Source organism: Streptomyces peucetius, assembly GCF_025854275.1.
GTDB classification, from domain to species: Bacteria; Actinomycetota; Actinomycetes; order Streptomycetales; family Streptomycetaceae; genus Streptomyces; species Streptomyces peucetius_A.
Window position 1 is genome coordinate 4,016,561 of sequence record NZ_CP107567.1, and the last position, 25,759, is coordinate 4,042,319.

A 25,759-nucleotide genomic window follows, 5' to 3' on the forward strand; every position below is an offset into this window, starting at 1 on the left:
GACGCCCATGACACAGGTACCGGCAGAGCTGAAGGAACGACGTCGGCGACACGACCGGGAGATCATCGCGCTCGCCGTTCCGGCCTTCGGCGCCCTGGTCGCCGAGCCGCTGTTCGTGATGGCCGACAGCGCCATCGTCGGCCATCTCGGTACCCCGCAACTGGCGGGTCTCGGTGTCGCCGCAGCGCTGCTGATGACTGCGGTCAGCGTCTTCGTCTTCCTGGCCTACGCGACCACGGCGGCGGTCGCACGGAGAGTGGGAGCGGGCGATCTCCAGGCTGCCATCCGCCAGGGAATGGACGGAATCTGGCTGGCGCTGGGGCTCGGCATCGCTGTCGTCGCCGTCACCCTCCCCACCGCCCCATGGCTGGTGGACGTGTTCGGCGCCTCCGAGACGGCCGCACCCCACGCCATCACCTATCTACGGATCTCCAGTCTCGGCATTCCCGCCATGCTGATCGTGCTCGCGGCCACCGGAGTCCTCCGGGGGCTCCAGGACACCCGCACCCCGCTGTATGTCGCCGTCTGCGGCTTCGCCGCCAACGCCGGCCTCAACGTGGGCCTCGTGTACGGGGCGGATCTCGGTATCGCCGGCTCCGCCTGGGGCACGGTGATCGCCCAGTGCGGTATGGCAGCCGCCTACCTCGTCGTCGTGGTGCGGGGAGCACGGAAGCACGGCTCGTCGCTTCGTCCCGACGCCGCCGGTATACGGGCCAGCGCCCAGGCGGGGGCCCCGCTGCTGGTCCGTACGCTCTCCCTGCGGGCCGTACTCATGATCGCCACGGCTGTGGCGGCCCGGCTCGGCGACGTGGAGATCGCCGCCCATCAGATCGTGCTCTCCCTGTGGAGCCTGATGGCCTTCGCGCTGGACGCCATCGCCATCGCCGGGCAAGCCATCATCGGCCGGTATCTCGGTGCCGGCGATGCCGCGGGTGCCCGGCAGGCATGCCGACGGATGGTGCAGTGGGGTGTGGCGTCGGGCGTAGTGCTCGGAATTCTCGTCGTGGCCTCCCGGCCGCTGGTCACCCCGCTGTTCACGGGGGATCCGTCGGTGCAGGACACGCTGATTCCCGCGCTCCTGGTCGTCGCCGTGTCGCAGCCGATCGCCGGAGTGGTCTTTGTGCTGGACGGCGTCCTGATGGGCGCGGGCGACGGGCCGTATCTGGCGGCCGCCATGCTGCTCACGCTGGTGGTCTTCGCGCCGGCCGCACTGCTGGTGCCCGCTCTCGGCGGCGGCCTGACCGCGCTGTGGTGGGCGATGACCTTGATGATGACGGTCCGGCTGCTGACCCTCTGGTGGCGGGCGCGTTCAGGACGATGGATCGTGACGGGCGCTACTCGCTGACCGGCGTAACACCCTGGTCCAGGTTTCACGTGAAACGTCGCCACGGTCGGTCGGCAGCTGCTCCGGCAAGCCACCCCGGCCCGTGCAGGCCCGCCACAGACGCCTGTACGGCCGCAATGGTGCTCGTACAGCCACGGGGAGCGGGCTCGCAGAATACGGAAAGGGCCGCGCCCCGAGGGGTACGGCCCTTCCTGCTGCTCTGTCGAGCACAGCGCTTACGCGGCGACAACCTCGACGCCGAGCTGCGCGGCGACCTCGGGGTGCAGACGCACGGACACCTGGTGCGAGCCCAGGGTCTTGATCGGCGAACCGAGCTCGACGCGACGCTTGTCGACCTCCGGGCCACCTGCGGCCTTGATCGCCGAGGCGATGTCGGCCGGGGTGACGGAGCCGAAGAGGCGGCCGGCGTCGCCGGAGCGAACGGCAAGCCGCACCTTGACGGCCTCGAGCTGGCCCTTGATCGAGTTGGCCTGCTCGATGGTCGCGATCTCGTGGATCTTACGGGCGCGGCGGATCTGCGCCACGTCCTTCTCGCCACCCTTGGTCCAGCGGATCGCGAAACCACGCGGGACCAGGTAGTTGCGAGCGTATCCGTCCTTGACGTCGACGACGTCGCCGGCGGCACCGAGGCCAGAGACCTCGTGGGTGAGGATGATCTTCATGTCTAGGTCACCCTTCCCTTATCGCGCGGTGGACGTGTAGGGCAGCAGCGCCATCTCACGGCTGTTCTTCACGGCCGTGGCGACGTCACGCTGGTGCTGCGTGCAGTTGCCGGTCACGCGGCGGGCACGGATCTTGCCACGGTCGGAAATGAACTTCCGCAGCATGTTCGTGTCCTTGTAGTCCACGTACGCGGTCTTGTCCTTGCAGAATGCGCAGACCTTCTTCTTAGGCTTGCGCACAGGCGGCTTCGCCATGGTGTTTCTCCTGTGTGATCAAGAAGTGGGGTACGGGCCGCCCTAGAAGGGCGGCTCGTCCGAGTAGCCGCCGCCGGAACCGCCGGAGCTTCCGCCCCAGCTGCCCCCGCCCTGCTGGCCACCGCCGGCCGGAGCGCCGGTCGCCCAGGGGTCGCCGGCGGGTGCCCCGCCGCCCTGCTGCTGACCGCCGCCGGGGCCACCGCCCCAGCTGCCGCCCTGCTGGCCGCCGCCACCGCCGTAGCCGCCCTGACCGCCGCGACCGGTGGTCTTGGTGACCTTGGCCGTGGCGTTCTTGAGGCTGGGGCCGACTTCCTCGACGTCCAGCTCGAAGACCGTGCGCTTGACGCCCTCGCGGTCGTCGTAGGACCGCTGCTTCAGCCGGCCCTGCACGACGACGCGCATGCCCTTCTGAAGCGACTCGGCGACGTTCTCCGCCGCCTGACGCCAGACCGAGCAGGTGAGGAAGAGGCTCTCGCCGTCCTTCCACTCATTGGTCTGACGGTCGAAGGTGCGGGGAGTGGACGCGACGCGGAACTTCGCGACCGCCGCACCGGACGGGGTGAAGCGCAGCTCGGGGTCGTCGACGAGATTGCCGACGACCGTGATGACGGTCTCGCCTGCCATGGGTGAACCTCTCGGCGGGATTGCTTCTGGCTGCTTGCTGCTACTCGAACCCGATGACCTCTGAGCTAGGTGCTCAGTGGGTCTCGGGACGGAGGACCTTGGTCCGGAGGACCGACTCGTTCAGGTTCATCTGGCGGTCGAGCTCCTTGACGACTGCGGGCTCAGCCTGCAGGTCAATGACCGAGTAGATGCCCTCGGGCTTCTTCTTGATCTCGTAAGAGAGACGACGACGGCCCCAGGTGTCGACCTTCTCCACCTTTCCGTTGCCCTCACGGACGACGGAGAGGAAGTTCTCGATCAGCGGGGAGACAGCTCGCTCCTCGAGATCGGGGTCGAGGATGACCATCACCTCGTAGTGACGCATGTGGAACCCACCTCCTTTGGACTCAGCGGCCACGGTCGATCCGTGGCAGGAGGGTCGTGATGCGTGAGCAACGGTATCGGCCGCCACTGACAATCCCTCTCGGCCGAGTGAGATCGCTTCGTGGTCCAGGCAGACACCGGTGCAGACCGTACACAGTACCCGCACCGGGGCTTCCGGTTGAAATCCGGCGACCTATGGCCGCAATCTGTACACATCGGGTGCGCGCGGCGCTACCATGCGCCGCCTTCCGGCACAGCCAGGAGGTGCCTCATGGCACAGGCAATGCGACGACAGTCCCCCGCTTCTCTCCTCAACACGGACGGAAAGCCCCATCCGCTTCAGGACACCCTGATGGCGGTGACGCTGGTGCTCGGTGCCGTCGCGTTCATCACGGCGATGTTCCATCACCTACATCTGCTGAGCTCTTGGGCGGGGCTCGTCGGGATCGCCACAGGTGCCTACGGGCAGTTCATCTCGGCGACGACCCGTGAGCGATTCCTCCTGATCATCGGGCTCGGGGCATCGGCCGTCGGATTCTTCCTGGGCATGGCCCACGGTGGCCTCTTCGGCGGAGTCCTCGGCTGAGACGGGAACCGGAAGCGGAAGCAAGCACGGAAGCAAGCACGGAAGCGGGCCGGGACCGGCCCGCTTCCGTGCACAGCCATTCGGGGCCCCGCCCCGGACCAGTAGGCTTCGGCGCGAGAGCCGGAGCCCCTGACCCATGGGGACACACCTGCCGAGGAGCGCCCCGCATGAGCCTGACCCTGAGGACCATCAGTCGTGAGCAGCATCTGGCCTATGTCCAGACCCTGCCCTCGGCTAGTCACTGCCAGGTCCCGGCGTGGGCGGACGTCAAGACGGAATGGCGCTCGGAGAACCTCGGCTGGTTCGACAAGAGCGGTGAGCTCGTCGGCGTGGGCCTGGTCCTCTACCGCCAGCTGCCCAAGATCAAGCGGTACCTGGCGTATCTCCCCGAGGGGCCGGTGATCAACTGGTACGCCCCGAACCTGGACGACTGGCTCCAGCCGATGCTCGCGCACCTCAAGAACCAGGGCGCCTTCTCGGTGAAGATGGGCCCTCCGGTCGTCATCCGCCGCTGGGACGCACCGGCGATCAAGGCCGGGATCCAGGACCCGGACGTGAAGCGCCTGCGGGACGTGGAGGCGACGCACATCGAACCGCGCGCCTTCGAGGTGGCGGACAGGCTGCGCAAGATGGGCTGGCAGCAGGGCGAGGACGGCGGCGCCGGCTTCGGTGACGTCCAGCCGCGCTTCGTCTATCAGGTGCCGCTGGCGAACCGCTCGCTCGACGACGTCCTCAAGGGCTTCAACCAGTTGTGGCGGCGCAACATCAAGAAGGCCGAGAAGGCCGGTGTCGAGGTCGTCCAGGGCCGCTACGAGGACCTCGAGGAGTGGCAGCGGCTCTACGAGATCACGGCCGAGCGGGACCGCTTCCGGCCGCGCCCGCTGTCGTACTTCCAGCGCATGTGGACGGTGCTCAACAACGAGGACCCGAACCGCATGCGCCTGTACTTCGCGCGCCACAACGGGATCAACCTGTCGGCGGCGACGATGCTCGTCGTCGGCGGCCACGTCTGGTACTCCTACGGCGCCTCGGACAACATCGGGCGCGAGGTCCGGCCCTCGAACGCGATGCAGTGGCGGATGCTCCGCGACGCGTACGCCATGGGCGCGACGGTCTACGACCTGCGGGGCATCAGCGACTCGCTCGACGAGACGGACCACCTCTTCGGTCTGATCCAGTTCAAGGTCGGCACCGGCGGAGAGGCCGTCGAATACGTCGGCGAGTGGGACTTCCCGCTCAACAAGCTGCTCCACAAGGCACTGGATCTCTACATGTCGCGCCGCTGACGACGCCGCGGGCGACTGAGTGGTCTCGTAAGTTTCGTACATACCTCTGATACACCGCAGCCACCAGAAAGGTTCCGGGCCGGCCATGGCGCTCTCCCTCTACGTCGACACCGCTCGCTGGCGGGCGCACCAGAAATCGGTCATCGACCAGTTCCCCGGTGTCGTTCCGGTCTGCAAGGGCAACGGCTACGGCTTCGGCCACGAGCGGCTGTCGGAGGAGGCATCACGCTTCGGCGCCGACATGCTGGCCGTGGGCACGACGTACGAGGCGGCGCGGATCAAGGACTGGTTCGGAGGCGACCTGCTGGTCCTCACGCCGTTCCGGCGCGGTGAGGAACCGGTGCCGCTGCCGGACCGGGTGGTCCGCTCGGTCTCGTCGGTCGACGGAGTGCACGCCCTGGTGGGCGCACGGGTCGTCATCGAATGCATGAGTTCGATGAAGCGGCACGGCATCTCCGAGCAGGACCTCGGCCGGCTGCACGCGGCCATAGAGGACGTACGGCTGGAGGGCTTCGCCCTGCACCTTCCGCTGGACCGCACGGACGGCTCCGACGCCGTCGAGGAGGTCATCGGCTGGATGGACCGGCTGCGTGCGGCCAGGCTGCCGCTGCACACGATGTTCGTGAGCCATCTGCGCGCCCAGGAGCAGGCCCGGCTGCAGCAGCAGTTCCCGCAGACCCGGTTCCGCGCCCGTATCGGCACCCGGCTGTGGCTCGGCGACCACGAAGCGACGGAGTACCGCGGTGCCGTGCTCGACGTCACGCGCGTGGCGAAGGGGGATCGTTTCGGCTACCGCCAGCAGAAGGCGGCCTCCGACGGCTGGCTCGTCGTCGTCGCGGGCGGTACGTCGCACGGCGTGGGCCTGGAGGCCCCGAAGGCCCTGCACGGGGTGATGCCGCGCGCCAAGGGTGTGGCACGGGCGGGTCTGGCAACGGTCAACCGCAATCTGTCGCCGTTCGTCTGGGCCGGCAAGCAGCGCTGGTTCGCCGAGCCGCCCCACATGCAGGTCTCGATCCTCTTCGTGCCCGCCGACGCCCAGGAGCCGAAGGTCGGAGACGAACTCGTCGCGCACCTGCGGCACACGACCACCCAGTTCGACCGGCTGGTGGACCGCTAGGCGGACCGGCGCTCCTGACGGAGCGCCGAAGGATGCCGAGGCCCTGGGGGCTCAGACCGACGGCTGCGGGCCCGTCCCGTTCCCGCCCGCGCCCGCAGGAGAGGCACCCCATTCCACGCGCGGCCCCTCCCCTTCCAGTGCTGCGGCATGCCGCGGCTGGTGCGTCGTCCCCAGGACGAACGCGTCCGGCGCGCCGTCGAGCACGCCCCCACCGGGGTCGTCCGAGCCGTCCTGGCGTACGCCGTCGCGTTCCGGCATGAGGATGTCGCGCACGATCACGGCGCAGAGATACAGCGTCCCGAGCAGGTGCAGCGCGATGGCCAGCTGGTAGCCCTCGACCGGCAGTCCCTGGTGCTTGGGGCTGGTCGTGTACGCCAGGTACATCCAGATGCCCAGGTAGTACATGACCTCGCACGCCTGCCAGACGAGGAAGTCACGCCAGCGGGGGCGGGCGAGCGCGGCCAGTGGAATCAGCCACAGCACGTACTGCGGCGAGTAGACCTTGTTGGTGAGGATGAACGCGGCCACGACCAGGAAGGCGACCTGGGCGAAGCGCGGGCGGCGGGGCGCCCTCAGAATGAGCAGACCGATGCCGGCGCAGGCGACGAGCATCATCAGGGTGGCGTAGGTGTTGACCTTCTCGACGTCGATCGATTCGCCGGTGCGCTGCGTGATGATCAGCCAGAACGAACCGAAGTCGATCCCTCGTTCCTGGCTGAAGGTGTAGAACTTCTTCCAGCCCTCCGGCGCGAGCAGCATCACGGGCAGATTGACCGCGAGCCAGACCGCCGCCGCGCCGAGCGTCGCCGTGGTGAATTCGCGCCATTTGCCGGCCCGCCAGCACAGGACCAGCAGCGGCCCCAGCAGCAGCACGGGGTAGAGCTTGGCGGCGGTCGCGAGTCCGATGAGAATGCCGAACGCCAGAACCCTGCCGCGTGACCACATCAGCATCGCCGCCGCGGTCAGCGCCACGGCGAGCAGGTCCCAGTTGATGGTGGCGGTGAGGGCGAACGCGGGAGCCAGGGCGACGAGCAGCGCGTCCCAGGGGCGCCGTCGGTGGGTGCGGGCGATACAGACGGCGATGATCGCGGCACAGATCATCAGCATGCCCGCGTTGACCATCCAGTACAGCTGCTGCTGGTCCTGGCCCGAGCTGCCGCCCACGCCGCTGAACCATGAGGCGACCTGCATGAACACGCCGGTCAGCACGGGGTACTCCAGGTACTCCATGTCGCCGGGGAGCCGGTCGAAGTAGGGGATGAGGCCTTCGGAGAAGCCACGGCCCACGAACAGATGGGGGATGTCCGAGTAGCAGGCGTGGGTGTACTGCGAGCTCGTTCCTCTGAACCAGGCCCAGTTGTAGCAGGGCAGCTTCTGCACCATGCCGAGCGCGAACATCCCGATGGCGACGAGCGCCACCACATGAACGGGCGTGAACCGGCCGTTGCCGCCGTGCAGTGCCCAGCGTCCTGCGGGGCCGCCGATCAGCTCACTGCCGGCCGCGGCGATCCGGTCGCGCCGCGTGGGGCGCACGTCGTCGGGCGCGGGGCGCGCGCCGGACCGTTCCTCGTACACGCTCGTCTGCTCTGCGCTGGGCATGGTGCACATCCTGCCGTACGAAGCCGGGGACACGGCGAGGGCCGCCGCCCCGGTGCCCGGCACAGTCGATGTGCCTTCCCGGGTGCGGCGGCCCTCGCCGACGGTTCCGTGCCAGGCGCCGGCCGGCGGTCATCGGCCGGCCGGCGCCCTCACCTCACTCTTCTCCGTCCGTGCCCGCGAAGAGGCCACCACCGCTGTTGCCGGTTCCGCCGCCGTTGCCGTTCCCACCGGTGTCCGTACCGCCGTCACTACCGGGCGGCGTCGCCGGGGAGGACGACACGCCCCCGTTCTCGCCGCCCTGGTCGGTGCCTGCGTCGGTGCCGCCGTCGACGCCGCAGGTCCAGTCCTCCCACGGGTTGCAGGTCTCCGAGGGCCGCCCTCCCGGGCTCTGCGACGGGCTCTGCGAGGGCGACTGCGACGGGCTCTGAGAGGGCGACTCGGAGGGAGAGTTGCTCGGGCTCGGCTTCGGGCTGGGGGCACCGCCGCCGTAGACGGCCTCGCCGTCGATGGGCTCCGCCTCGGTGAACTTCATGATCTTCGTGCCCTTGAGGGCATTCGACATGTAGTCCTGCCAGATCTCGGACGGGAACGACGAACCGTGGATCTTGTCCTGGCCACCGGTGTCGTACATCTCGAGGAACTCGCGGTTCTTGTTCTTCTCGTTGTCGTCGAGGCGGTACATGTCGATGGCCGTCGACAGCTGCGGCGTGTAGCCGACGAACCATGCCGACTTGTTGCCGTCGGTCGTACCCGTCTTGCCCGCGACCTGGCGTCCGGGGATCCGGGCGTTCTTGCCGGTGCCCTCTTCGACCACGTCCACGAGAACGTCGGTCACGTTGTTGGCGATGTTCTTCTCGAAGGCCTGCTCGGCCTCGTCCTCGTGCTTGTAGACGGTCACGCCCTTGTGCTCGACGAACTTCACCGAGTACGGCTCACGCTGCTCGCCTTCTGCGGCGAAGGTCCCGTAGGCACTGGCCATGCGGATGGCGCTCGGCTCGGAGATGCCGAGCGAGAAGGAGGGCACATTCCCCTTGGTCAGGCTGGATTCGAGCAGACCCGCGTCGACGGCCGCCTCACGGACCTTCGGGATGCCGATGTCCATGCCGAGCTGCACATAGGGGGAGTTCGCGGAGTGGATCATGGCTTCGCGGAGGCTGATGTTGCCGTAGTCCTCCTGACCGTCGTTGGTCTGGAGCCACTCCTTGCCTTCCTCGTTGTGCCAGATCGAACCGTCCCAGTTCCTGATCTTGAGCTTGTTCTTGCCGCTGTACCGGCTCTTGTCGGGATCGACGATCCGGCGGGTGTCGGCTCCCTGCTCCGCACCGAGCTCCGGATCGCGGACTCCGTCGCGCATGGCAGCCGCCAGGACGAACGGCTTGAACGTCGAGCCGACCTGTGCGCCCGTCGCGTCGGAGTTGTTGGTGAAGTGCTTGGTCGCGTCCTCACCGCCGTAGATCGCGACGATCTGGCCCGTTCGGGGATCGACCGAGGCGCCACCGAACTGGACGTGGGTGTCCGTCTTGGGGCGCTTCTTCGGGTCGATGTTCTCGTCGATGACCTTCTTGACGGCCTTCTCGAGCTCCTGGACCTTCTTCTTGTCGAAGGTCGTGTGGATCTCGTAGCCGCCCTTGGTCAGGTCCTCGGCGGTGATTCCCCGGGTGTTGCTGTTCACGAAGTTGGCCTTCGCCAGGTCGACGAGGTAGCCGATCTGACCGCTGAGCTGCGCGTTCTTACGGGGCTCCTCGATCGGGGGGAGCTCGGTGTACTTCTGGCGCTCCGCGGCTTCCAGGTGATCGTCCTTGACCATCTCGTCGAGGATCCAGGTCCAGCGCTTCGTCAGCCGCTCGGTGTTGGCCTCTTTGGTCGCCGCCTTGTCGATGGAGGTGGCGCCGGCCGGGTCGTAGTACGTCGCACCCTTGAGGAGGGACGCCAGGACGGCGCACTCGCTCGCGTTCAGCTCCTTGGCGTTCTTGTTGAAGTACGTGCGGGCGGCTGCCTGGATACCGTAGGCGCCACGGCCGTAGTAGGAGGTGTTGAGGTAGCCCGCCATGATGTCGGACTTCTCCATCTGAGAGTCGATCTTCATGGAGATGAACAGCTCTTTGAACTTACGGCTGAGGGTCTGGTCCTGGTTGTTGAGCCGCGCGTTCTTCACGTACTGCTGGGTGATGGTGGAGCCACCCTGGGTCTGCTCGCCGAGTGCCATGTTGAACACGGCCCGGCCGATACCCATCGGGTCGATGCCCGAGTCCTCGCGGAAGGTCTTGTTCTCCGCCGAGATGACCGCGTTCTGCATCTCATCGGGGATCTGTCCGATCCCGATGATCTGCCGGTTGACCTCACCACCGGTGGCGACCATCGGCGAGCCGTCGTCCCAGTAGTAGACGTTGTTCTGCGCTCCGGCGATCTTGGCCGGCTCGGGGATCCCCACCATGGCGTAGGCGATCGTCCCCGCCGTCATCAGGCTGGCGAGGAACCCCAGGAACAGTCCGGTGACGAGCTTCCACGACGGCACCCAGCGACGCCAGCCGTACTTGTCATGGCGGGGGTAATCGACCAGCCGCTTCTTCCCCGGCGGGCCACCTCGGCGCCCGGCCACGTCGTGCCCGACCGCACCGCGACGACCGCCACCCCGCTGGGCGGCGCGCCGGGCCTCGGCGCGGCCGCCGTAGGGGCGCTCTTCGCCGTGGGAGACGGAGGAAGAGGCCGGCGGGGCGCCCCGACGGCCGGAAGGCTGCTGGGCGGCGCGTCTGGCCGCGGCTCGCCCGCCACCCTGTGGCTGCGGCTGTTTGCGACGGTGCTCGCTCATCGAACGACTACTCCTCGGGCAGGCGAGACGCCTGGAAGCGGCAGTTGAGTTCCGGTCCCCCCGAAATGGATACGGACGGGCCCCACGAGGGGCTCATCCGCTGTGCATCCACGGCGATGACGCGTGGGGGCGTCACATGGTTCCCGCTGGTCTGCATCCGCACAGACTACGCACGGCCAAAACCCCCCTAGGCCTGAAGTTCACCCCAAATCAGGCGACTCGACCCCGGCGAATTGACGATGTGACGCCGCTCACCGTGGCCCCTCTTGTCGCCACCGCCGCGCCGTTCTATCGTGCTGATGTATCGACTCGATACATCAGCACGACATAGGCCACCGGGACCGGCGAGGGAGGCGACTGTGAGCAGGCGCTCCGGCATCCTCGAGTTCGCCGTTCTCGGTCTCCTCCGCGAAGCCCCGATGCACGGCTACGAGCTGCGCAAGCGGCTCAACACGTCACTGGGAATCTTCCGGGCCTTCAGCTACGGGACCCTCTACCCCTGCCTCAAGACGCTGGTCGCCAACGGCTGGTTGATCGAGGAGCCGGGGAATGCTCCCGAGGACGCCCTCGCCGCCTCGCTCGCGGGCCGACGCGCCAAGATCGTCTACCGGTTGACGGCAGAAGGTAAGGAGCACTTCGAGGAGCTGCTCTCCCACACCGGACCCGACACGTGGGAGGACGAACACTTCGCCGCCCGCTTCGCCTTCTTCGGCCAGACGGAGCGCGAGGTGAGGATGCGGGTGCTCGAGGGCCGCCGCAGCCGGCTGGAGGAGCGCCTGGAGAAGATGCGCGCCTCGCTGGCCCGCACCCGCGAGCGCCTCGACGACTACACCCTCGAGCTCCAGCGTCACGGCATGGAGTCCGTGGAGCGCGAGGTGCGCTGGCTGAACGAGCTCATCGAGAGCGAGCGGACGGGGCGGGATCAACGACGAACCGCGCCCGGGACCACCGCTCAGCAGGACGACACATCTGGAGCGACGGGCGGCCTGCCCCGGCACAGGGACGACGAGCCCTCCGGAGGGACACCTCCCAAGGGTTCCACCCCGCCGGATCCGTCCGACGACACCGCCAAGTGAGGCCCTGCGCACCGCAGGGTTTCAACCGGAATACCGAGATCACACACAGGGAGCAACCGCCAATGGGTTCGGTTCGCGTAGCCATCGTCGGCGTGGGCAACTGCGCCGCCTCGCTGGTGCAGGGCGTCGAGTACTACAAGGACGCCGACCCGGCCGGCAAGGTGCCGGGTCTGATGCACGTCCAGTTCGGCGACTACCACGTGCGTGACGTGGAGTTCGTGGCCGCCTTCGACGTGGACGCCAAGAAGGTCGGCCTCGACCTCTCGGACGCCATCGGCGCCAGCGAGAACAACACCATCAAGATCTGCGACGTGCCGAACACCGGCGTCACCGTTCAGCGTGGCCACACCCTCGACGGTCTGGGCAAGTACTACCGCCAGACCATCGAGGAGTCCGCCGAGGCCCCGGTCGACATCGTCCAGACCCTGAAGGACAAGCAGGTCGACGTCCTGGTCTGCTACCTGCCCGTCGGTTCCGAGGACGCTGCGAAGTACTACGCGCAGTGCGCCATCGACGCCAAGGTCGCGTTCGTCAACGCTCTCCCGGTCTTCATCGCCGGGACCAAGGAGTGGGCGGACAAGTTCACCGAGGCCGGTGTCCCGATCGTCGGCGACGACATCAAGTCCCAGGTGGGTGCCACCATCACGCACCGCGTCATGGCGAAGCTCTTCGAGGACCGGGGTGTCATCCTCGACCGCACGATGCAGCTGAACGTCGGCGGCAACATGGACTTCAAGAACATGCTCGAGCGCGAGCGCCTGGAGTCCAAGAAGATCTCGAAGACGCAGGCCGTCACCTCGCAGATCCCCGACCGTGAGATGGGCGAGAAGAACGTCCACATCGGCCCGTCGGACTACGTGGCCTGGCTGGACGACCGCAAGTGGGCCTACGTCCGCCTCGAGGGCCGCGCCTTCGGTGACGTCCCGCTGAACCTGGAGTACAAGCTCGAGGTCTGGGACTCCCCGAACTCGGCGGGTGTCATCATCGACGCCGTGCGCGCCGCGAAGATCGCCAAGGACCGCGGTATCGGCGGCCCCATCCTCTCCGCGTCCTCGTACTTCATGAAGTCCCCGCCGGTGCAGTACTTCGACGACGAGGCTCGCGAGAACGTCGAGAAGTTCATCCAGGGCGAGGTCGAGCGCTGAGCGTTCGCACCTGACCGTCGCGGAGGGTCCCCGGGTCGTCGGCCCGGGGACCCTCCGCGTATGTGACCCTTGCTCGCATGCCCGTCGTACGTGATCTGCGCGTACTCCTGCGCCTGCCGAACTTCCGCCGACTGCTGACCGTACGGTTGCTCTCGCAGTCGGCCGACGGCGTCTACCAGGTCGCCCTCGCCACGTACGTGGTGTTCTCTCCCGAGAAGCAGACCTCGCCGGCGGCGATCGCCTCGGCCATGGCCGTACTGCTCCTCCCGTACTCCTTCGTCGGCCCCTTCGCCGGCGTCCTGCTGGACCGCTGGCAGCGCCGTCAGGTCTTTCTGTACGGGAATCTGCTGCGTGCCGTGCTCGCCGGCTGCACCGCGCTGCTGATCCTCGCCTCCGTCCCGGACTGGCTCTTCTACGTCTCGGCCCTGTCCGTCACCGCTGTCAACCGCTTCGTCCTGGCCGGACTCTCCGCGGCGCTGCCGCGGGTCGTCGACCCCGACCGTCTGGTCATGGCCAACTCCGTCTCACCGACTGCCGGGACACTGGCCGCGACCGCCGGGGGCGGTCTGGCCTTCCTCGTGCGACTCGTCGCCTCAGACTCGGACGCCGTGGTGGTCCTGGTCGGAGCAGTGCTCTATCTCTGCTCGGCGCTCGCGTCACTGCGCATGGCCCGCGAACTGCTCGGCCCCGACCAGGACGTGGTGCAACCTGGTCTGGGCGCCGCCCTCGCCTCCACCACGCGCGGCCTGCTGGACGGCCTGCGCCATCTGGGTCACCGCCGCACCGCGGCCCGTGCGCTCGCCGCGATGACCCTGCTGCGCTTCTGCTACGGGGCGCTGACGGTCATGGTGCTCATGCTGTGCCGCTACTCCTGGTCGACGGACGAGTCGGAGGGACTCGCCCTGCTCGGACTGGCTCTCGCCGTCTCGGGCGCCGGCTTCTTCGCGGCGGCCGTGGTGTCCCCGTGGGCGATCGGAAAGCTCGGCCGGTTCGGATGGATGGTGGCCTGCGCGGCGGCCGCTGCCGTCCTTGAGCCGGCACTGGCGCTGCCCTTCGCTCCGGCACCCATGTTCGTGGCCGCGTTCGTACTCGGCCTCGTCGCCCAGGGCACGAAGATCGCGACGGACACCGTGGTGCAGACATCCGTGGACGACGCCTTCCGCGGCAGGGTCTTCTCCCTCTACGACGTGCTCTTCAACGTCGCATTCGTCGGCGCTGCGGGCGTCGCCGCCCTCATGCTGCCCCCTGACGGCCGGTCCGTCGTGCTGGTCGTCATGGTGGCTGGGATCTACGCGGCCACGGCCGTCGCCTTGGGCCGTTGGAGGCACGCGGGGCGAGTGCTATAGCGTGCCCGCGTCAAAGGATTCGAGCGCATGTTCACGGCAGTTTCCACATGCCCTATCCGCCGCAGCAGGGACAAGGCCCGTACGGGCAGCCCGGCCCGTACGGCCAGCAGCCGCAGTAACCGCAGCCCGGATACGGCTATCCGCAGCAGCCCCAGCCCGGGTACGGCTACCCACAGCAGCAGGCGCCGCAGCAGAAGTGGGGCACGCCGCCTCCCCCGCCTCCGGCGCCCGCACGCCCTGGCCTCAGCCTCAAGATGAAGTTCCAGATAGTCGTCGGCGTCCTGGCCGCGATCGCGTTCGCCGTGTTCTGGTTCATGGGCCGGGACGACGCGGACACAGCGAAGGTCGGCGACTGCCTCAAGAGCAGCGGCAACGACATCAACCCGGACCTTCAGGTGGTCGACTGCGGCGGCACCGAGGCGGCCTACAAGGTGGTCTCCGTGCACAACGACACGACGGACTGGGAAAATCTGCGCAGGCAAGGCCGACATCGGCTACTACGAGCAGACCGATGGCGGCCGACGCAGCTCAGGCAAGTCGTTCGTGCTCTGCCTCAACGAGATCAAGAAGTAGCCCGCCCGCGTCGGGGGTCATGTTTCACGTGAAACATGACCCCCGACGCGGGCGGAAGGGCGCGGTGTTTCACGTGAAACACCGCGCCCTTCCGCGCTCAGGACTGAGCAGCCCACCACTCCTTGAGCGCGGACACCGCGGCGTCGCGCTCCATCGGCCCGTTCTCCAGTCGCAAATCGAGGAGGAAGGCATACGCCTTGCCGATCACCGGACCGGGACCGATACCCAGGATTTCCTGGATCTCATTGCCGTTCAGGTCCGGCCTGATCGCGTCCAGCTCCTCCTGCTCCTTGAGCTGTGCGATGCGGTCCTCGAGGCCGTCGTAGGCGCGGGAGAGAGCTCCGGCCTTGCGCTTGTTCCTCGTGGTGCAGTCCGAGCGCGTCAGCTTGTGCAGGCGGTCCAGCAACGGTCCTGCATCGCGCACGTACCGCCGAACCGCGGAATCGGTCCACTCGCCGGTCCCGTAGCCGTGGAAGCGCAGATGCAGCTCCACGAGTCGCGAGACGTCCTTGACCATCTCGTTCGAGTACTTGAGCGCCGTCATCCGCTTCTTGGTCATCTTCGCCCCGACCACCTCGTGGTGGTGGAAGGAGACTCGGCCGTCCGGCTCGAAACGCCGCGTCCGGGGCTTGCCGATGTCATGCAGCAGGGCGGCCAGCCGCAGGACCAGGTCCGGTCCGTCCTCCTCCAGGGCAATCGCCTGATCCAGCACCGTCAGGGAGTGCTCGTAGACGTCCTTGTGGCGGTGGTGCTCGTCACTCTCGAGCCGCAGTGCCGGCAGCTCGGGCAGCACATGCGCGGCGAGACCCGTGTCGACCAGGAGCCCCAGCCCCTTGCGGGGGTGCGCGGACAGCAGCAGCTTGTTCAGCTCGTCGCGCACGCGTTCAGCGGAGACGATCTCGATGCGGTCCGCCATGGCCTTCATGGCGGCCACCACCTCGGGCGCCACCTCGAAGTCGAGCTGCGCGGCAAAGCGCGCGGCCCGCAACATGCGCAGCGGGTCGTCGGAGAACGACTCCTCGGGAGTTCCCGGCGTACGCAGGACCCGCACAGCGAGATCCTCGAGGCCGCCGTGGGGATCGATGAACTCCTTCTCCGGCAGCGCCACGGCCATCGCGTTCACCGTGAAATCGCGACGGACGAGGTCCTCCTCGATCGAGTCGCCGTAGGAGACCTCCGGCTTGCGCGACGTCCGGTCGTACGCCTCCGACCGGTAGGTCGTCACCTCGATCTGGAAGCGCTGCGCGGTGTCCCCGACCCGTCCGTCCTTCTGAGCACCGACCGTGCCGAAGGCGATGCCCACGTCCCACACGGAATCCGCCCACGGGCGGACGATCTTCAGCACATCCTCCGGCCGGGCGTCCGTCGTGAAGTCGAGGTCGTTCCCGAGCCGGCCGAGCAGCGCATCGCGGACCGAGCCCCCGACCAGCGCGAGACCGAATCCGGCATCCTGGAAGCGGCGAGCCAGATCGTCGGCGACAGGCGACACCCGCAGCAATTCGCTCACCGCGCGGCGCTGCACCTGACTCAGGGCAGTGGGGTTGTCTTCATTGGCGTTCGGCACAACAGAAAAGGGTACGTGCCCGGGCCGACCGGGTCGTCCCCGTTTTCGGAGCACGGTACGCACCTCTCGATCTTGTGGACCACTCCGCGGCACTTCGGCACAGCGGGCCTCGTTACCATGCGTGGACGCAACAGGCGGAGAACCACCAAAGGCAGCAGACGACGAGGACGGACGAGCGCGTGGCCGAGGCGGCAGACTTCCAGGGGATGCGCATCTCTCCTGCGCGTCGGTGGCTGCGTCGTACAGCCTCCCTGATCACCGGTGTGCCCCTCGTGGCCGGGCTGCTGTGCGGTCCCGCCGCGCTGCCGGCGCACGCCGCTGAAGAGCCCACCGGATCGCGGACCGTGGATGTGTCCCTGGACACGCTGACGCCGGAAGCGCCCGGGAAGAAGGACCGGATCACCGTCTCGGGAACGGTGGTCAACAAGGGGCGGCAGACGATCACCGACGCGCACGTCGATCTCCGGGTCGGCCCGGAGATCGACGGCCGGTCCGCCATCGACCGGGCCGCGGAGAGGACCGGCTACACCTACGGTGTCGACGGCCCGACGATCGACGACAAGTACAGCGTCGAACTCCCGAAGCTCGTCTCAGGCGTCAGCTACGACTTCACGCTCTCGGTGCCGGCCGATGAACTCCCCCTCGACGACGACGGCGGCGTCTATCAGCTGGGGGTCTCCCTCTCGGGAGAGACGCCGAACCAGTCCTATGAGCGGGTGCTGGGCATCGAGCGGACCTTCCTGCCCTGGCAGCCGGAGGACGTGGAGAAGAAGACGCGTCTCACCTACCTCTGGCCGCTGATCTCATCGACCCACCTCACCTCGGAGACCGGGTCGGACGAACAGCAGACGCCCGTTTTCGAGGACGAGACGCTGGCCGCCGAACTCGCCCCCGGCGGTCGGCTCGACCAGCTCGTCTCCCTCGGCAGGGAGCTGCCGGTCACCTGGGTCATCGACCCCGACCTCCTGGCCACCGTGGACGCCATGACACGGGACTACCGGGTGAAGGCCGGCGACTCCACGGTCGCCGGCACGAACCAGGACGTGGCGAAGCGGTGGCTGAGCGCCGTCGAGTCCGCCGTACAGGACCAGAAGGTGGTCGCTCTCCCGTTCGCGGACCCGGATCTCGCCTCACTGGCGCACAAGGGGAAGTCGGTCTCCGGCTCGCTCAGCCACCTTCAGCCGGCCACGGAGGTGGCTGAGGTCACGGTGGAGACGATCCTCCATGTGAAGCCGTCCCTCGACTTCGCCTGGCCGGTGGAGGGTGCGATCGACTCCTCGATCGTCGATGTGGCCACCTCCGCCGGCGCACACAAGGTGATCGCCCGGAGCGACAGCCTCCAGGACGACCTCCCCTACACGCCCACGGCCGCCCGCCCCATCGGCGGCGGCACGACAGCGGTGGTCGCCGACACCCGTCTGTCGACGGCCTTCCAGGGCGACATGACCCGCGCCGGCGAGTCCACGCTCGCCGTGCAGGAGTTCCTGGCGCAGACACTGGCCCTGACGCTCCAGGCCCCGGAGAACCAGCGGAGCATCGTCGTGGCGCCGCAGCGCGTGCCCACGATCGCCCAGGCCCAGTCCATGGCCCGCGCACTGCGCGCGCTGGAGCACCAGCGCTGGACGCAGCCGCTGGACCTGGTCGCCGCGGCGTCCGCCAAGCCGGACGCCGACGCGAACACCACGGTGCCCAGCGCGTCCCGGTACCCCTCCAGGCTGCGCAAGCAGGAGCTGCCGGTCCAGGCATTCGAGGACATCAGGCAGACGCAGAACACCCTCGACAAGTTCAAGGTCATCCTCACCTTCGCCGACCGGGTGGAGGCACCGTTCGGGCGAGCCGTCGACCGTGAGCTGTCGACGGCCTGGCGGGGCAAGCCGGTGGCCGCACAGGAGTACCGAGCGGAGGTCCAGTCGTATCTGCAGAGCCTCACCGAAGAGGTCCAGCTGATCAAGAAGTCGGACGTGACCCTGTCCGGGCGCAGTGCGACCATCCCGGTCACGGTGCAGAACCAGCTGGTCCAGGGGATCGACGACCTGGTGCTGCGGTTGAAGTCCAACAATCCCAACCGTCTCCACCTCGACGACGACAGGACCAAGGGGGTGGCGGAGCAGCCGATCAAGGTCGAGGGCGGCCACAGCCAGTCGGTGAAGTTCCCGACGTCCGCCAACGCCAACGGCCAGGTCCAGATGACCGCACAGCTCTACACCGCGGACGGCACTCCCTATGGCCGGCCCATGTCGTTCACGGTGAAGGTCTCGGAGATCACTCCGACCGTCATGCTCGTCCTCGCCGGCGGTGTCCTCCTGCTCGTCCTGGCGGGCATCAGGATGTACACCCAGCGCAAGCGCGCCGCCGCTGCGGAGGCTGCGGTTGCCGCGAACGATCAGGACACGGCTGACACGGAGAGTGACTCCGACGGCTCGGATCCTGAGCAGCCGAGTGACCTCGCACCTGACACCGGACCGGAAAGCGGCAACCCGTCGGGCGCTGGTGAGAAAGTGGACCGTTGAGCGATGTCGTGGCCGGTCGGCCGGGGACGATGAGGTGGGGTAGTCATGAACGCGCCGTACGACGGTGACCGCGGTCAGGGCGCGGGCGGTGACCCGGCAGGCTCGTTCCCGCCGCAGCAGCCCTCGTCCGACCCGTATGCGCAGGACCCCTACGTGGGGGACGCCTACGTAGGCGACCCCTTCCAGGCGACGCAGGACCTGTCAGCCCAGGACCCGGTGGACGAGGCGCTCTACGACCGCTCGGCGCACCCCCCGCCACCTCCGGGCACCCACCAGGACCCACAACCGCTCTACCAGCAGCCCGCGGCGCCGCTGTACGCCCCCGACCCTCGTATCTGGGCACAGACCCCTCCGCCGGAACCCGAGGGCCCGTCCCGTCATCTGCCGTACGGCGACGACGCACGGACCACGCAGTTCACCGGAGTGGACGACCTGGTGTCCCGGGCCGGCGAGGACAAGCCGGAGCCCGACGCATTCGCACATCTCTTCCGCGACCAGCAGTCCTCGGTGCCGCCGCCCGCCCCCGAACCGGTGCCCGCGACGCCGGCCGCCCCCAAGAAGCCGGCGGGCCGTGCCACCAGCCTGCTGAAGTCCAGCGCCGTGATGGCGGCGGGAACCCTGGTCTCCCGGCTCACGGGATTCGTACGCAGCCTGGTGATCACGGCCGCGCTCGGCGCGGCGCTCCTCGGTGACACCTTCACCGTCGCGTACACCCTGCCGACGATGATCTACATCCTCACGGTCGGCGGCGGTCTCAACTCCGTCTTCGTCCCGCAGCTGGTCCGGGCGATGAAGAACGACGCCGACGGCGGCCAGGCATTCGCCAACCGCCTGCTCACGCTGGTCATGGTGGCGCTCGGCGCGATCGTCGCGGCCGCGGTCTTCGCTGCGCCGCTGCTCATCCGGCTGATGTCGGACACGATCGCCTCCGATCAGGCCGCCAACAGCGTCGCGGTCACGTTCGCCCGCTACTGCCTGCCCACGATCTTCTTCATGGGCATCCACGTGGTCATGGGGCAGATCCTCAACGCCCGCGGCAAGTTCGGCGCGATGATGTGGACCCCGGTCCTGAACAACATCGTCATGATCACCACATTCGGCCTCTTCATCTGGGTCTACGGCACCTCGGCCGAATCCCAGATGGGCGTGCAGACGATCCCGCCGGAAGGCGTCCGGCTGCTCGGCGTGGGAACGCTGCTCGGGCTCGTCGTCCAGGCGCTGGCCATGATCCCGTACCTGCGCGAGACCGGCTTCCGCTTCCGCCCCCGGTTCGACTGGAAGGGCCACGGGCTCGGCAAGACCGTGAAGCTGGCGAAGTGGACCGTGCTCTTCGTCCTCGCGAACCAGGCGGGGGTCCTCGTCGTCACCCAGCTCGCCACCGCTGCCGGAAAGGCCTCCGGTACGGAGGGCGCCGGCTTCATCGCCTACACCAACGCCCAGCTCATCTGGGGCATGCCGCAGGCCATCATCACCGTCTCCGTGATGGCGGCACTGCTGCCCCGCCTCTCGCGCGCCGCACACGACGACGACCCCGGCGCCGTACGCGACGACATCTCCCAGGGCCTGCGCAACTCCGCCGTCGCCATCGTCCCGGTCTCCTTCGCGTTCCTCGCGCTCGGCCTGCCGATGTCCACGCTGCTGTTCGCCTCCACCGGCCTCGATGCGGCCCGGGGCATGGGCTTCATCCTGATGGCCTTCGGCCTCGGCCTCATCCCGTACTCCGTGCAGTACGTGGTACTGCGCGGCTTCTACGCCTACGAGGACACCCGGACCCCCTTCTACAACACGGTCATCGTCGCCGTCGTCAACGCCAGTGCCTCGGTGCTGTGTTACCTGGTGCTGCCCGCCCGGTGGGCCGTCGTCGGCATGGCAGCCTCCTACGGCCTCGCCTACGCCGTAGGTGTGGGTGTCGCCTGGCGGAGGCTCAAGAACCGCCTGGGCGGCGATCTGGACGGCTCTCACGTCATGCGTACCTACGCCCGGCTCTCCATGGCCTCCGTGCCTGCAGCCGTGGCCGGTGGCGCCGTCGCCTACGGGGTCCTCATGGGACTCGGCAGCGGTGCCGGCGGCTCGCTGGTGGCGCTGGTGGCGGGCGGCGTCGCGCTCCTGGGCGTCTTCTTCGTCGCCGCCAGGCGAATGCGCATCGAGGAACTCAACGCCATGGTGGGCATGGTGCGTGGCCGACTCGGCCGCTAGGCCTGCGGAAACGACGCACCACAGGTGGCCTCGAACGAGTCCCGCACAACCATCACCGGACCCCGCGTGTCGTGCATAGCGCCGGACTGTGGGCACAATTGGCATGGCTGTTGGACATGGCGCAACGGATGGGGAGGCAGGAACGACGGTGGCGGAACGTAGCACGGCTGCCGTCGACGTGGCCGACAACGGCGGGGACGAACCGCTGACCGCCAAGGCGGGCAAGGCCACGACCGACGGGGCGGCGGAATCCCAGACGACAAAGTCCCCTACGGCGGACTCCCCCAGCGCAGCGCGGAAGGAGACGCCGGAATCGGACGGTGAACAGCAGGGCGGCGAACCGTCCCCCTCCACACCCGATCTCCACAGCGGCCACAAGCTCGCCAGACGCTACCGGCTCGAGGAGTGCGTCACCCGTCTGGACGGTTTCAGCAGTTGGCGTGCGGTCGACGAGAAACTGCGGCGCGCTGTCGGCGTGCACATCCTTCCCTCCGACCACCCCCGGGCACGCTCCGTCCTGGCAGCGGCCCGTTCCTCGGCGCTCCTGGGCGACCCTCGGTTCGTCCAAGTACTGGACGCCGTCGAGGAGAACGACCTCGTCTACGTCGTGCACGAGTGGCTCCCCGACGCCGTCGAGCTGACCGCCCTGCTGGCCGCCGGACCGTTCGAGCCGCACGACGCCTACCAGCTCGTCGACCAGATCTCCCAGGCCATGGCCGCCGCCCACCGCGAGGGCCTCGCCCATCTGAGGCTCACACCGGGTGCCGTACTGCGGACCTCGACGGGCCAGTACCGGATCCGCGGCCTGGCCGTGAACGCCGCGCTGCGCGGCATCTCCGCCGACGGCCCCCAGCGGGCGGACACCGAAGCGATCGGCGCTCTCCTGTACGCAGCGCTGACTCAGCGCTGGCCCTACGAGAACGATGCCTACGGACTCTCGGGGCTCCCCAAGGGAGTGGGCCTGATCGCCCCCGACCAGGTGCGGGCCGGCGTCCACCGAGGCCTGTCCCAACTCGCCATGCGCGCGCTGATCAACGACGGTGCCACGGCTTCCCGCGAGGAACCGCCGTGCACCACACCCGATGAACTGGCCAAGGCCGTCGCCGCGATGCCGCGCATCCGCCCGCCGGAGCCGGTCTTCGCCGCACCTCCCGAGTACCAGCGCACCACGTACCAGCAGGTCAGTCACGGAAGGCCGGCAACCAGGCCGGGTGCTCCCGCCACCACCCAGCCGGCACCCACTCCGCCCCCGCCCCTGCAGACCCGTACCGGCAAGGCCCTCAAGTGGGCCGTGTCCGCGCTGCTCATCGCGGCGCTCGGTCTCGGCAGCTGGCAGATCGCCGACAGGCTGCTGGACGACCGCAACGCCAAGGAAGGGCCCAAGACGTCGGAGACCGGAGCCCCGGATGGAAACGACAAGCCCAAGGCACCCGTGCCCCTGGCGATCCAGGACGCTCAGGAGTACGCGCCGGACGGCAGGCCCCAGAACGCGGCCAAGGTCGACGCCACCTACGACGACGACTCCACGAGCGACTGGCGCACCGGATACTTCGTGGACGGTCCGGACCTGGTGCCCTCCGTCAAGGAGGGTGTGGGCATCGTCTACGACCTCGGGTCCGACAAGGAGATCTCCGGTGCTTCCATAGCGTTGCGCTACGACGGCAACCACACCACCATGACTCTCTACGCGGTCGACTCCCTGTCGCCGTCCGGCTCCGTCGACTCGATGGAGAGGATCGCCACCGGGCAGACCAACGGATCCGACCTCACACTGACGGCCCGGAAGCCGGTCAAGAGCCGGTACGTGCTGCTGTGGATGACCGCGATGCCCTACTCGCCGCAGGACGGGTACAACGGCGCCGGACACAAGCAGGGCATCGAGGACGTGAAGTTCACCGGCTGACGGACAGACGCACCGACGAAGGGGAGGGGGTTCACCGTTGGACAAGGCGACGCTCGGCGACGCAAGCGACCAGGATCTGCTGGCACGCCATGTCGACGGTGACCCCGATGCCTTCGGTGAGCTCGTCCGGCGCCACCGAGACAGGCTGTGGGCCGTCGCCCTGCGCACCCTGGGGGACCGCGAGGAGGCGGCCGATGCCGTCCAGGACGCCCTGGTCTCGGCCTTCCGGGCGGCCCACACCTTCCGGGGCCAGTCCGCCGTCACCACATGGCTGCACCGCATCACCGTCAACGCATGCCTCGACCGAGTCCGGAAGGCCGCCTCCCGCAGGACCTCGCCCGTCGACGACACGGAGCGCCTCGAGCAGCTCCTGGAGCCGCACGAGTCGGCTGAAGCCCCCGCCGAGCGTCATGATCTTCATCGCGAGCTGATTGCCGCCCTCGCGAAACTGCCGGTGGACCAGCGCGCCGCCCTGGTGCTCGTCGACATGCAGGGCTACGCGGTCGCGGAAGCAGCGCGCGTGCTGGACGTGCCGACGGGAACGGTGAAGAGCCGCTGTGCCCGGGGCAGGGCCCGCCTCCTTCCCATGCTCACGCATCTGCGTGGTCAGGCCGGGGATAACAGCGACCTCGGCCTGGGAAGGAACCGGACGCCGGGGACATCCGTCCCACCGGCGTCGGGACCAAGAGAAACAGGGCCGAGTGACCCTGCGGCAGTGAAGGGCGGAGGTGGGCGCGCGTGACATCCTCGACCGACACGAATGGGCACCCGGACGTCTCGGAGATCTCCGACCTCACCGAAGGCCTTCTGCCGGCCTCCCGTACGGCGGAGGTGCGGCGGCACCTCGACGACTGCGTGCTCTGCTCGGACGTGCAGACGTCTCTCGAGGAGATCCGCGGCCTGCTCGGCACGCTGCCCGGCCCTCCGCGCATGCCGGCCGACATCGCCGGCCGCATCGATGCCGCTCTGGCTGCGGAAGCGCTGCTCGACTCCACCACCGGTGGCGAGACGGACCATGTTTCACGTGAAACAGTGCCCCGTCCTCTCACCGCGGAGCCGGTGTCCCCGCCCGCCCGGCCGGCAGGGCACCCTCGAGCAGCGACCGGTCCGGGGCGAGTGGGCAGGACACGTCGCCGACGCACCACCGTCCTCAGTGCCGTCCTCGGCGCTGCCGCCGTGGGGGTGAGTGTGATGTTCCTCCAGTCGGCGCAGACAGGCTCTGGCAATGACGCCGCCACGGCGCAGAAGGAGGCGAGCGTGAGCACCGCGGCACGTGATGGTGCGCAGTTCTCCGGCAGCGCCCTCGACGACCGTGTGCGTTCCCTGCTGGCAACCGGACCGACGCAGAAAGCCGAGCCCAGGATCGAGAAGGCGCCTTCCCTGGAAAGCGGTCCTACGACTGTCTCCCCCAAGAGCAGCCCGGACGCATCCGTACCCGGCTGCATCCGGCAGGGGACAGGACGGACCGACACACCGATCGCCGTCGAGCAGGGGACGTACGAAGGCATGAGCGCTTATCTCGTGCTCATGGCACACCCCAAGGACAGCACTCGGGTCGAGGCGTACGTCATCGACGCGGCCTGCGTCGACCGCCCGGCCGTGCCCACGGGCGAACTCCTTCTCAAGCAGTCCTTCCCTCGTCCCTGAGATCCTCCGAGATGTCGCCGGTGCCGCTCCGGTTCCACGGGAATGCACGCCCCGTAGGATCCGTTGGGTGGGGTGAGAGTCCATGAACCCGCCCCGTAGGCAGTAGGCAGTCTGCAGAGACGAGGAAGAAACCCGTGAGCGACGTCCGTAATGTGATCATCATCGGCTCCGGGCCCGCGGGCTATACAGCCGCGCTCTACACCGCGCGAGCCTCGCTTCAGCCGCTGGTGTTCGAGGGCGCAGTCACCGCCGGCGGTGCGCTGATGAACACGACCGATGTGGAGAACTTCCCGGGTTTCCGCGACGGCATCATGGGGCCTGACCTCATGGACAACATGCGGGCCCAGGCAGAGCGTTTCGGCGCCGAACTCGTCCCCGACGACATCGTGTCGGTCGACCTCACGGGCGACATCAAGACCGTGACCGACACCGCCGGAACCGTGCACCGCGCCAAGGCCGTGATCGTCACCACCGGATCGCAGCACCGCAAGCTCGGACTGCCCAACGAGGATGCGCTGTCCGGCCGCGGGGTCTCCTGGTGCGCGACCTGTGACGGCTTCTTCTTCAAGGACCAGGACATCGCCGTCGTCGGCGGTGGCGACACCGCGATGGAGGAGGCCACCTTCCTCTCCCGCTTCGCCAAGTCCGTCACGATCATCCACCGCCGCGACACGCTGCGGGCCTCCAAGGCCATGCAGGAGCGTGCCTTCGCCGACCCGAAGATCTCCTTTGCCTGGAACAGCGAGGTCGCGGAGATCCATGGCGACCCGAAGCTCTCGGGTCTGACCCTGAACAACACGAAGACGGCCGAGAAGTCCCCGCTTGCGGTGACCGGCCTCTTCATCGCGGTGGGCCACGACCCCCGGACCGAGCTGTTCAAGGGCCAGCTCGAGCTGGACGGCGAGGGCTACCTCAAGGTCGATGCCCCTTCGACCCGCACCAACCTCACCGGTGTCTTCGCCGCCGGTGACGTCGTCGACCACACCTACCGTCAGGCGATCACTGCCGCGGGCACCGGCTGCGCTGCCGCTCTGGACGCCGAGCGCTTCCTCGCCGCGCTCTCGGACAGCGAGAAGGCTGCCGAGCCCGAGAAGACCCCCGTGGTCTGACCCCCGGATCCCACTCCCTCACACCCCGCAGAAAGTTAGGAGGC

The 25,759-nt window shown here is 68.4% G+C and carries 21 protein-coding genes; 14 read left to right on the forward strand and 7 right to left on the reverse strand.

The window, feature by feature from the left end:
- The first annotated feature begins 7 nt into the window (after positions 1 to 7).
- Positions 8 to 1,345 carry an MATE family efflux transporter gene (locus tag OGH68_RS18485; RefSeq protein WP_264245392.1) on the forward strand — a complete coding sequence of 446 codons (1,338 nt, stop codon included), beginning with the start codon at positions 8 to 10 and terminating at the stop codon, positions 1,343 to 1,345.
- Between the two features lie 215 nt (positions 1,346 to 1,560).
- On the opposite strand, the gene rplI is transcribed toward OGH68_RS18485, so the two are convergent.
- The 4 genes from rplI to rpsF all read right to left on the reverse strand — a co-directional run bounded on the left by rplI (position 1,561) and on the right by rpsF (position 3,250).
- Positions 1,561 to 2,007 carry a 50S ribosomal protein L9 gene (gene rplI, locus OGH68_RS18490; RefSeq protein ID WP_005315027.1) on the reverse strand — a complete coding sequence of 149 codons (447 nt, stop codon included), beginning with the start codon at positions 2,005 to 2,007 and terminating at the stop codon, positions 1,561 to 1,563.
- Between the two features lie 18 nt (positions 2,008 to 2,025).
- The gene (gene rpsR, locus OGH68_RS18495; RefSeq protein ID WP_005315025.1) at positions 2,026 to 2,262 is read right to left on the reverse strand and encodes a 30S ribosomal protein S18; all 237 of its coding nucleotides are present in this window, start codon (positions 2,260 to 2,262) and stop codon (positions 2,026 to 2,028) included.
- 42 nt (positions 2,263 to 2,304) lie between these two features.
- Entirely contained in the window at positions 2,305 to 2,886 is a 582-nt protein-coding gene (locus OGH68_RS18500; protein WP_264245394.1) for a single-stranded DNA-binding protein, read from the reverse strand.
- Between the two features lie 73 nt (positions 2,887 to 2,959).
- Positions 2,960 to 3,250, reverse strand: coding sequence for a 30S ribosomal protein S6 (gene rpsF, locus OGH68_RS18505; protein ID WP_006604399.1), 291 nt, complete (start codon positions 3,248 to 3,250; stop codon positions 2,960 to 2,962).
- Positions 3,251 to 3,520: 270 nt separating this feature from the next.
- On the opposite strand from rpsF, the gene OGH68_RS18510 reads away from it, so the two are divergent.
- The 3 genes from OGH68_RS18510 (at position 3,521) to OGH68_RS18520 (ending at position 6,238) form a co-directional block, all read left to right on the forward strand.
- Entirely contained in the window at positions 3,521 to 3,835 is a 315-nt protein-coding gene (locus OGH68_RS18510) for a hypothetical protein (RefSeq protein WP_264245396.1), read from the forward strand.
- A 167-nt stretch (positions 3,836 to 4,002) separates the two neighbouring features.
- Positions 4,003 to 5,121: a lipid II:glycine glycyltransferase FemX gene (locus OGH68_RS18515; protein WP_264245398.1), complete on the forward strand. Its 1,119-nt coding sequence runs from the start codon at positions 4,003 to 4,005 to the stop codon at positions 5,119 to 5,121.
- Positions 5,122 to 5,206: 85 nt separating this feature from the next.
- Positions 5,207 to 6,238 carry an alanine racemase gene (locus OGH68_RS18520; protein WP_264245400.1) on the forward strand — a complete coding sequence of 344 codons (1,032 nt, stop codon included), beginning with the start codon at positions 5,207 to 5,209 and terminating at the stop codon, positions 6,236 to 6,238.
- 51 nt (positions 6,239 to 6,289) lie between these two features.
- Here the strand turns inward: OGH68_RS18520 and OGH68_RS18525 are convergent, their stop codons facing one another.
- Positions 6,290 to 7,837, reverse strand: coding sequence for a glycosyltransferase family 87 protein (locus tag OGH68_RS18525; protein ID WP_264245402.1), 1,548 nt, complete (start codon positions 7,835 to 7,837; stop codon positions 6,290 to 6,292).
- A gap of 154 nt (positions 7,838 to 7,991) precedes the next feature.
- Complete coding sequence (locus tag OGH68_RS18530) at positions 7,992 to 10,646, reverse strand: transglycosylase domain-containing protein (protein ID WP_264245404.1); 2,655 nt, start codon at positions 10,644 to 10,646, stop codon at positions 7,992 to 7,994.
- A gap of 359 nt (positions 10,647 to 11,005) precedes the next feature.
- Between OGH68_RS18530 and OGH68_RS18535 the strand changes: the two genes are divergently transcribed.
- From OGH68_RS18535 to OGH68_RS18550, 4 genes are all read left to right on the forward strand, one after another.
- Positions 11,006 to 11,722: a PadR family transcriptional regulator gene (locus OGH68_RS18535; RefSeq protein WP_264245407.1), complete on the forward strand. Its 717-nt coding sequence runs from the start codon at positions 11,006 to 11,008 to the stop codon at positions 11,720 to 11,722.
- Positions 11,723 to 11,784: 62 nt separating this feature from the next.
- Entirely contained in the window at positions 11,785 to 12,867 is a 1,083-nt protein-coding gene (locus tag OGH68_RS18540; RefSeq protein ID WP_264245408.1) for an inositol-3-phosphate synthase, read from the forward strand.
- Positions 12,868 to 12,944: 77 nt separating this feature from the next.
- Positions 12,945 to 14,213 carry an MFS transporter gene (locus tag OGH68_RS18545; RefSeq protein ID WP_264245410.1) on the forward strand — a complete coding sequence of 423 codons (1,269 nt, stop codon included), beginning with the start codon at positions 12,945 to 12,947 and terminating at the stop codon, positions 14,211 to 14,213.
- 254 nt (positions 14,214 to 14,467) lie between these two features.
- Positions 14,468 to 14,818, forward strand: a complete 351-nt coding sequence (locus OGH68_RS18550) for a hypothetical protein (protein WP_264245412.1) — start codon at positions 14,468 to 14,470, stop codon at positions 14,816 to 14,818.
- A 65-nt stretch (positions 14,819 to 14,883) separates the two neighbouring features.
- Here OGH68_RS18550 and OGH68_RS18555 read toward each other — a convergent pair whose 3' ends face one another.
- A complete protein-coding gene (locus OGH68_RS18555) occupies positions 14,884 to 16,350 on the reverse strand; it encodes a CCA tRNA nucleotidyltransferase (protein ID WP_264245414.1) in 1,467 nt (488 codons plus the stop codon).
- 179 nt (positions 16,351 to 16,529) lie between these two features.
- Between OGH68_RS18555 and OGH68_RS18560 the strand changes: the two genes are divergently transcribed.
- The 6 genes from OGH68_RS18560 (at position 16,530) to trxB (ending at position 25,715) form a co-directional block, all read left to right on the forward strand.
- Positions 16,530 to 18,860: a DUF6049 family protein gene (locus OGH68_RS18560; protein ID WP_264245416.1), complete on the forward strand. Its 2,331-nt coding sequence runs from the start codon at positions 16,530 to 16,532 to the stop codon at positions 18,858 to 18,860.
- 45 nt (positions 18,861 to 18,905) lie between these two features.
- Positions 18,906 to 21,056 carry a murein biosynthesis integral membrane protein MurJ gene (murJ, locus tag OGH68_RS18565; protein WP_264245417.1) on the forward strand — a complete coding sequence of 717 codons (2,151 nt, stop codon included), beginning with the start codon at positions 18,906 to 18,908 and terminating at the stop codon, positions 21,054 to 21,056.
- Positions 21,057 to 21,204: 148 nt separating this feature from the next.
- Positions 21,205 to 22,959, forward strand: a complete 1,755-nt coding sequence (locus tag OGH68_RS18570; RefSeq protein WP_264245418.1) for a protein kinase family protein — start codon at positions 21,205 to 21,207, stop codon at positions 22,957 to 22,959.
- Between the two features lie 37 nt (positions 22,960 to 22,996).
- Entirely contained in the window at positions 22,997 to 23,701 is a 705-nt protein-coding gene (gene sigM / locus OGH68_RS18575; protein ID WP_264245419.1) for an RNA polymerase sigma factor SigM, read from the forward strand.
- Entirely contained in the window at positions 23,698 to 24,606 is a 909-nt protein-coding gene (locus tag OGH68_RS18580) for a hypothetical protein (protein ID WP_264245421.1), read from the forward strand. The genes sigM and OGH68_RS18580 overlap by 4 nt, the downstream gene beginning before the upstream one ends.
- 134 nt (positions 24,607 to 24,740) lie before the next feature.
- Positions 24,741 to 25,715 (forward strand): thioredoxin-disulfide reductase, encoded by a 975-nt coding sequence (gene trxB / locus OGH68_RS18585; protein WP_264245422.1) that lies wholly within the window; start codon positions 24,741 to 24,743, stop codon positions 25,713 to 25,715.
- Positions 25,716 to 25,759 lie beyond the last annotated feature (44 nt).

What these genes read in the sequence shown, in the direction of transcription:
- OGH68_RS18485 (WP_264245392.1), top strand. Translation starts at nt 8, where the DNA reads ATGACACAGGTACCGGCAGAGCTGAAGGAACGACGTCGGCGACACGAC.
- rplI (WP_005315027.1), bottom strand. Translation starts at nt 2,007, where the DNA reads ATGAAGATCATCCTCACCCACGAGGTCTCTGGCCTCGGTGCCGCCGGC.
- rpsR (WP_005315025.1), bottom strand. Translation starts at nt 2,262, where the DNA reads ATGGCGAAGCCGCCTGTGCGCAAGCCTAAGAAGAAGGTCTGCGCATTC.
- OGH68_RS18500 (WP_264245394.1), bottom strand. Translation starts at nt 2,886, where the DNA reads ATGGCAGGCGAGACCGTCATCACGGTCGTCGGCAATCTCGTCGACGAC.
- rpsF (WP_006604399.1), bottom strand. Translation starts at nt 3,250, where the DNA reads ATGCGTCACTACGAGGTGATGGTCATCCTCGACCCCGATCTCGAGGAG.
- OGH68_RS18510 (WP_264245396.1), top strand. Translation starts at nt 3,521, where the DNA reads ATGGCACAGGCAATGCGACGACAGTCCCCCGCTTCTCTCCTCAACACG.
- OGH68_RS18515 (WP_264245398.1), top strand. Translation starts at nt 4,003, where the DNA reads ATGAGCCTGACCCTGAGGACCATCAGTCGTGAGCAGCATCTGGCCTAT.
- OGH68_RS18520 (WP_264245400.1), top strand. Translation starts at nt 5,207, where the DNA reads ATGGCGCTCTCCCTCTACGTCGACACCGCTCGCTGGCGGGCGCACCAG.
- OGH68_RS18525 (WP_264245402.1), bottom strand. Translation starts at nt 7,837, where the DNA reads ATGCCCAGCGCAGAGCAGACGAGCGTGTACGAGGAACGGTCCGGCGCG.
- OGH68_RS18530 (WP_264245404.1), bottom strand. Translation starts at nt 10,646, where the DNA reads ATGAGCGAGCACCGTCGCAAACAGCCGCAGCCACAGGGTGGCGGGCGA.
- OGH68_RS18540 (WP_264245408.1), top strand. Translation starts at nt 11,785, where the DNA reads ATGGGTTCGGTTCGCGTAGCCATCGTCGGCGTGGGCAACTGCGCCGCC.
- OGH68_RS18545 (WP_264245410.1), top strand. Translation starts at nt 12,945, where the DNA reads ATGCCCGTCGTACGTGATCTGCGCGTACTCCTGCGCCTGCCGAACTTC.
- OGH68_RS18550 (WP_264245412.1), top strand. Translation starts at nt 14,468, where the DNA reads ATGAAGTTCCAGATAGTCGTCGGCGTCCTGGCCGCGATCGCGTTCGCC.
- murJ (WP_264245417.1), top strand. Translation starts at nt 18,906, where the DNA reads ATGAACGCGCCGTACGACGGTGACCGCGGTCAGGGCGCGGGCGGTGAC.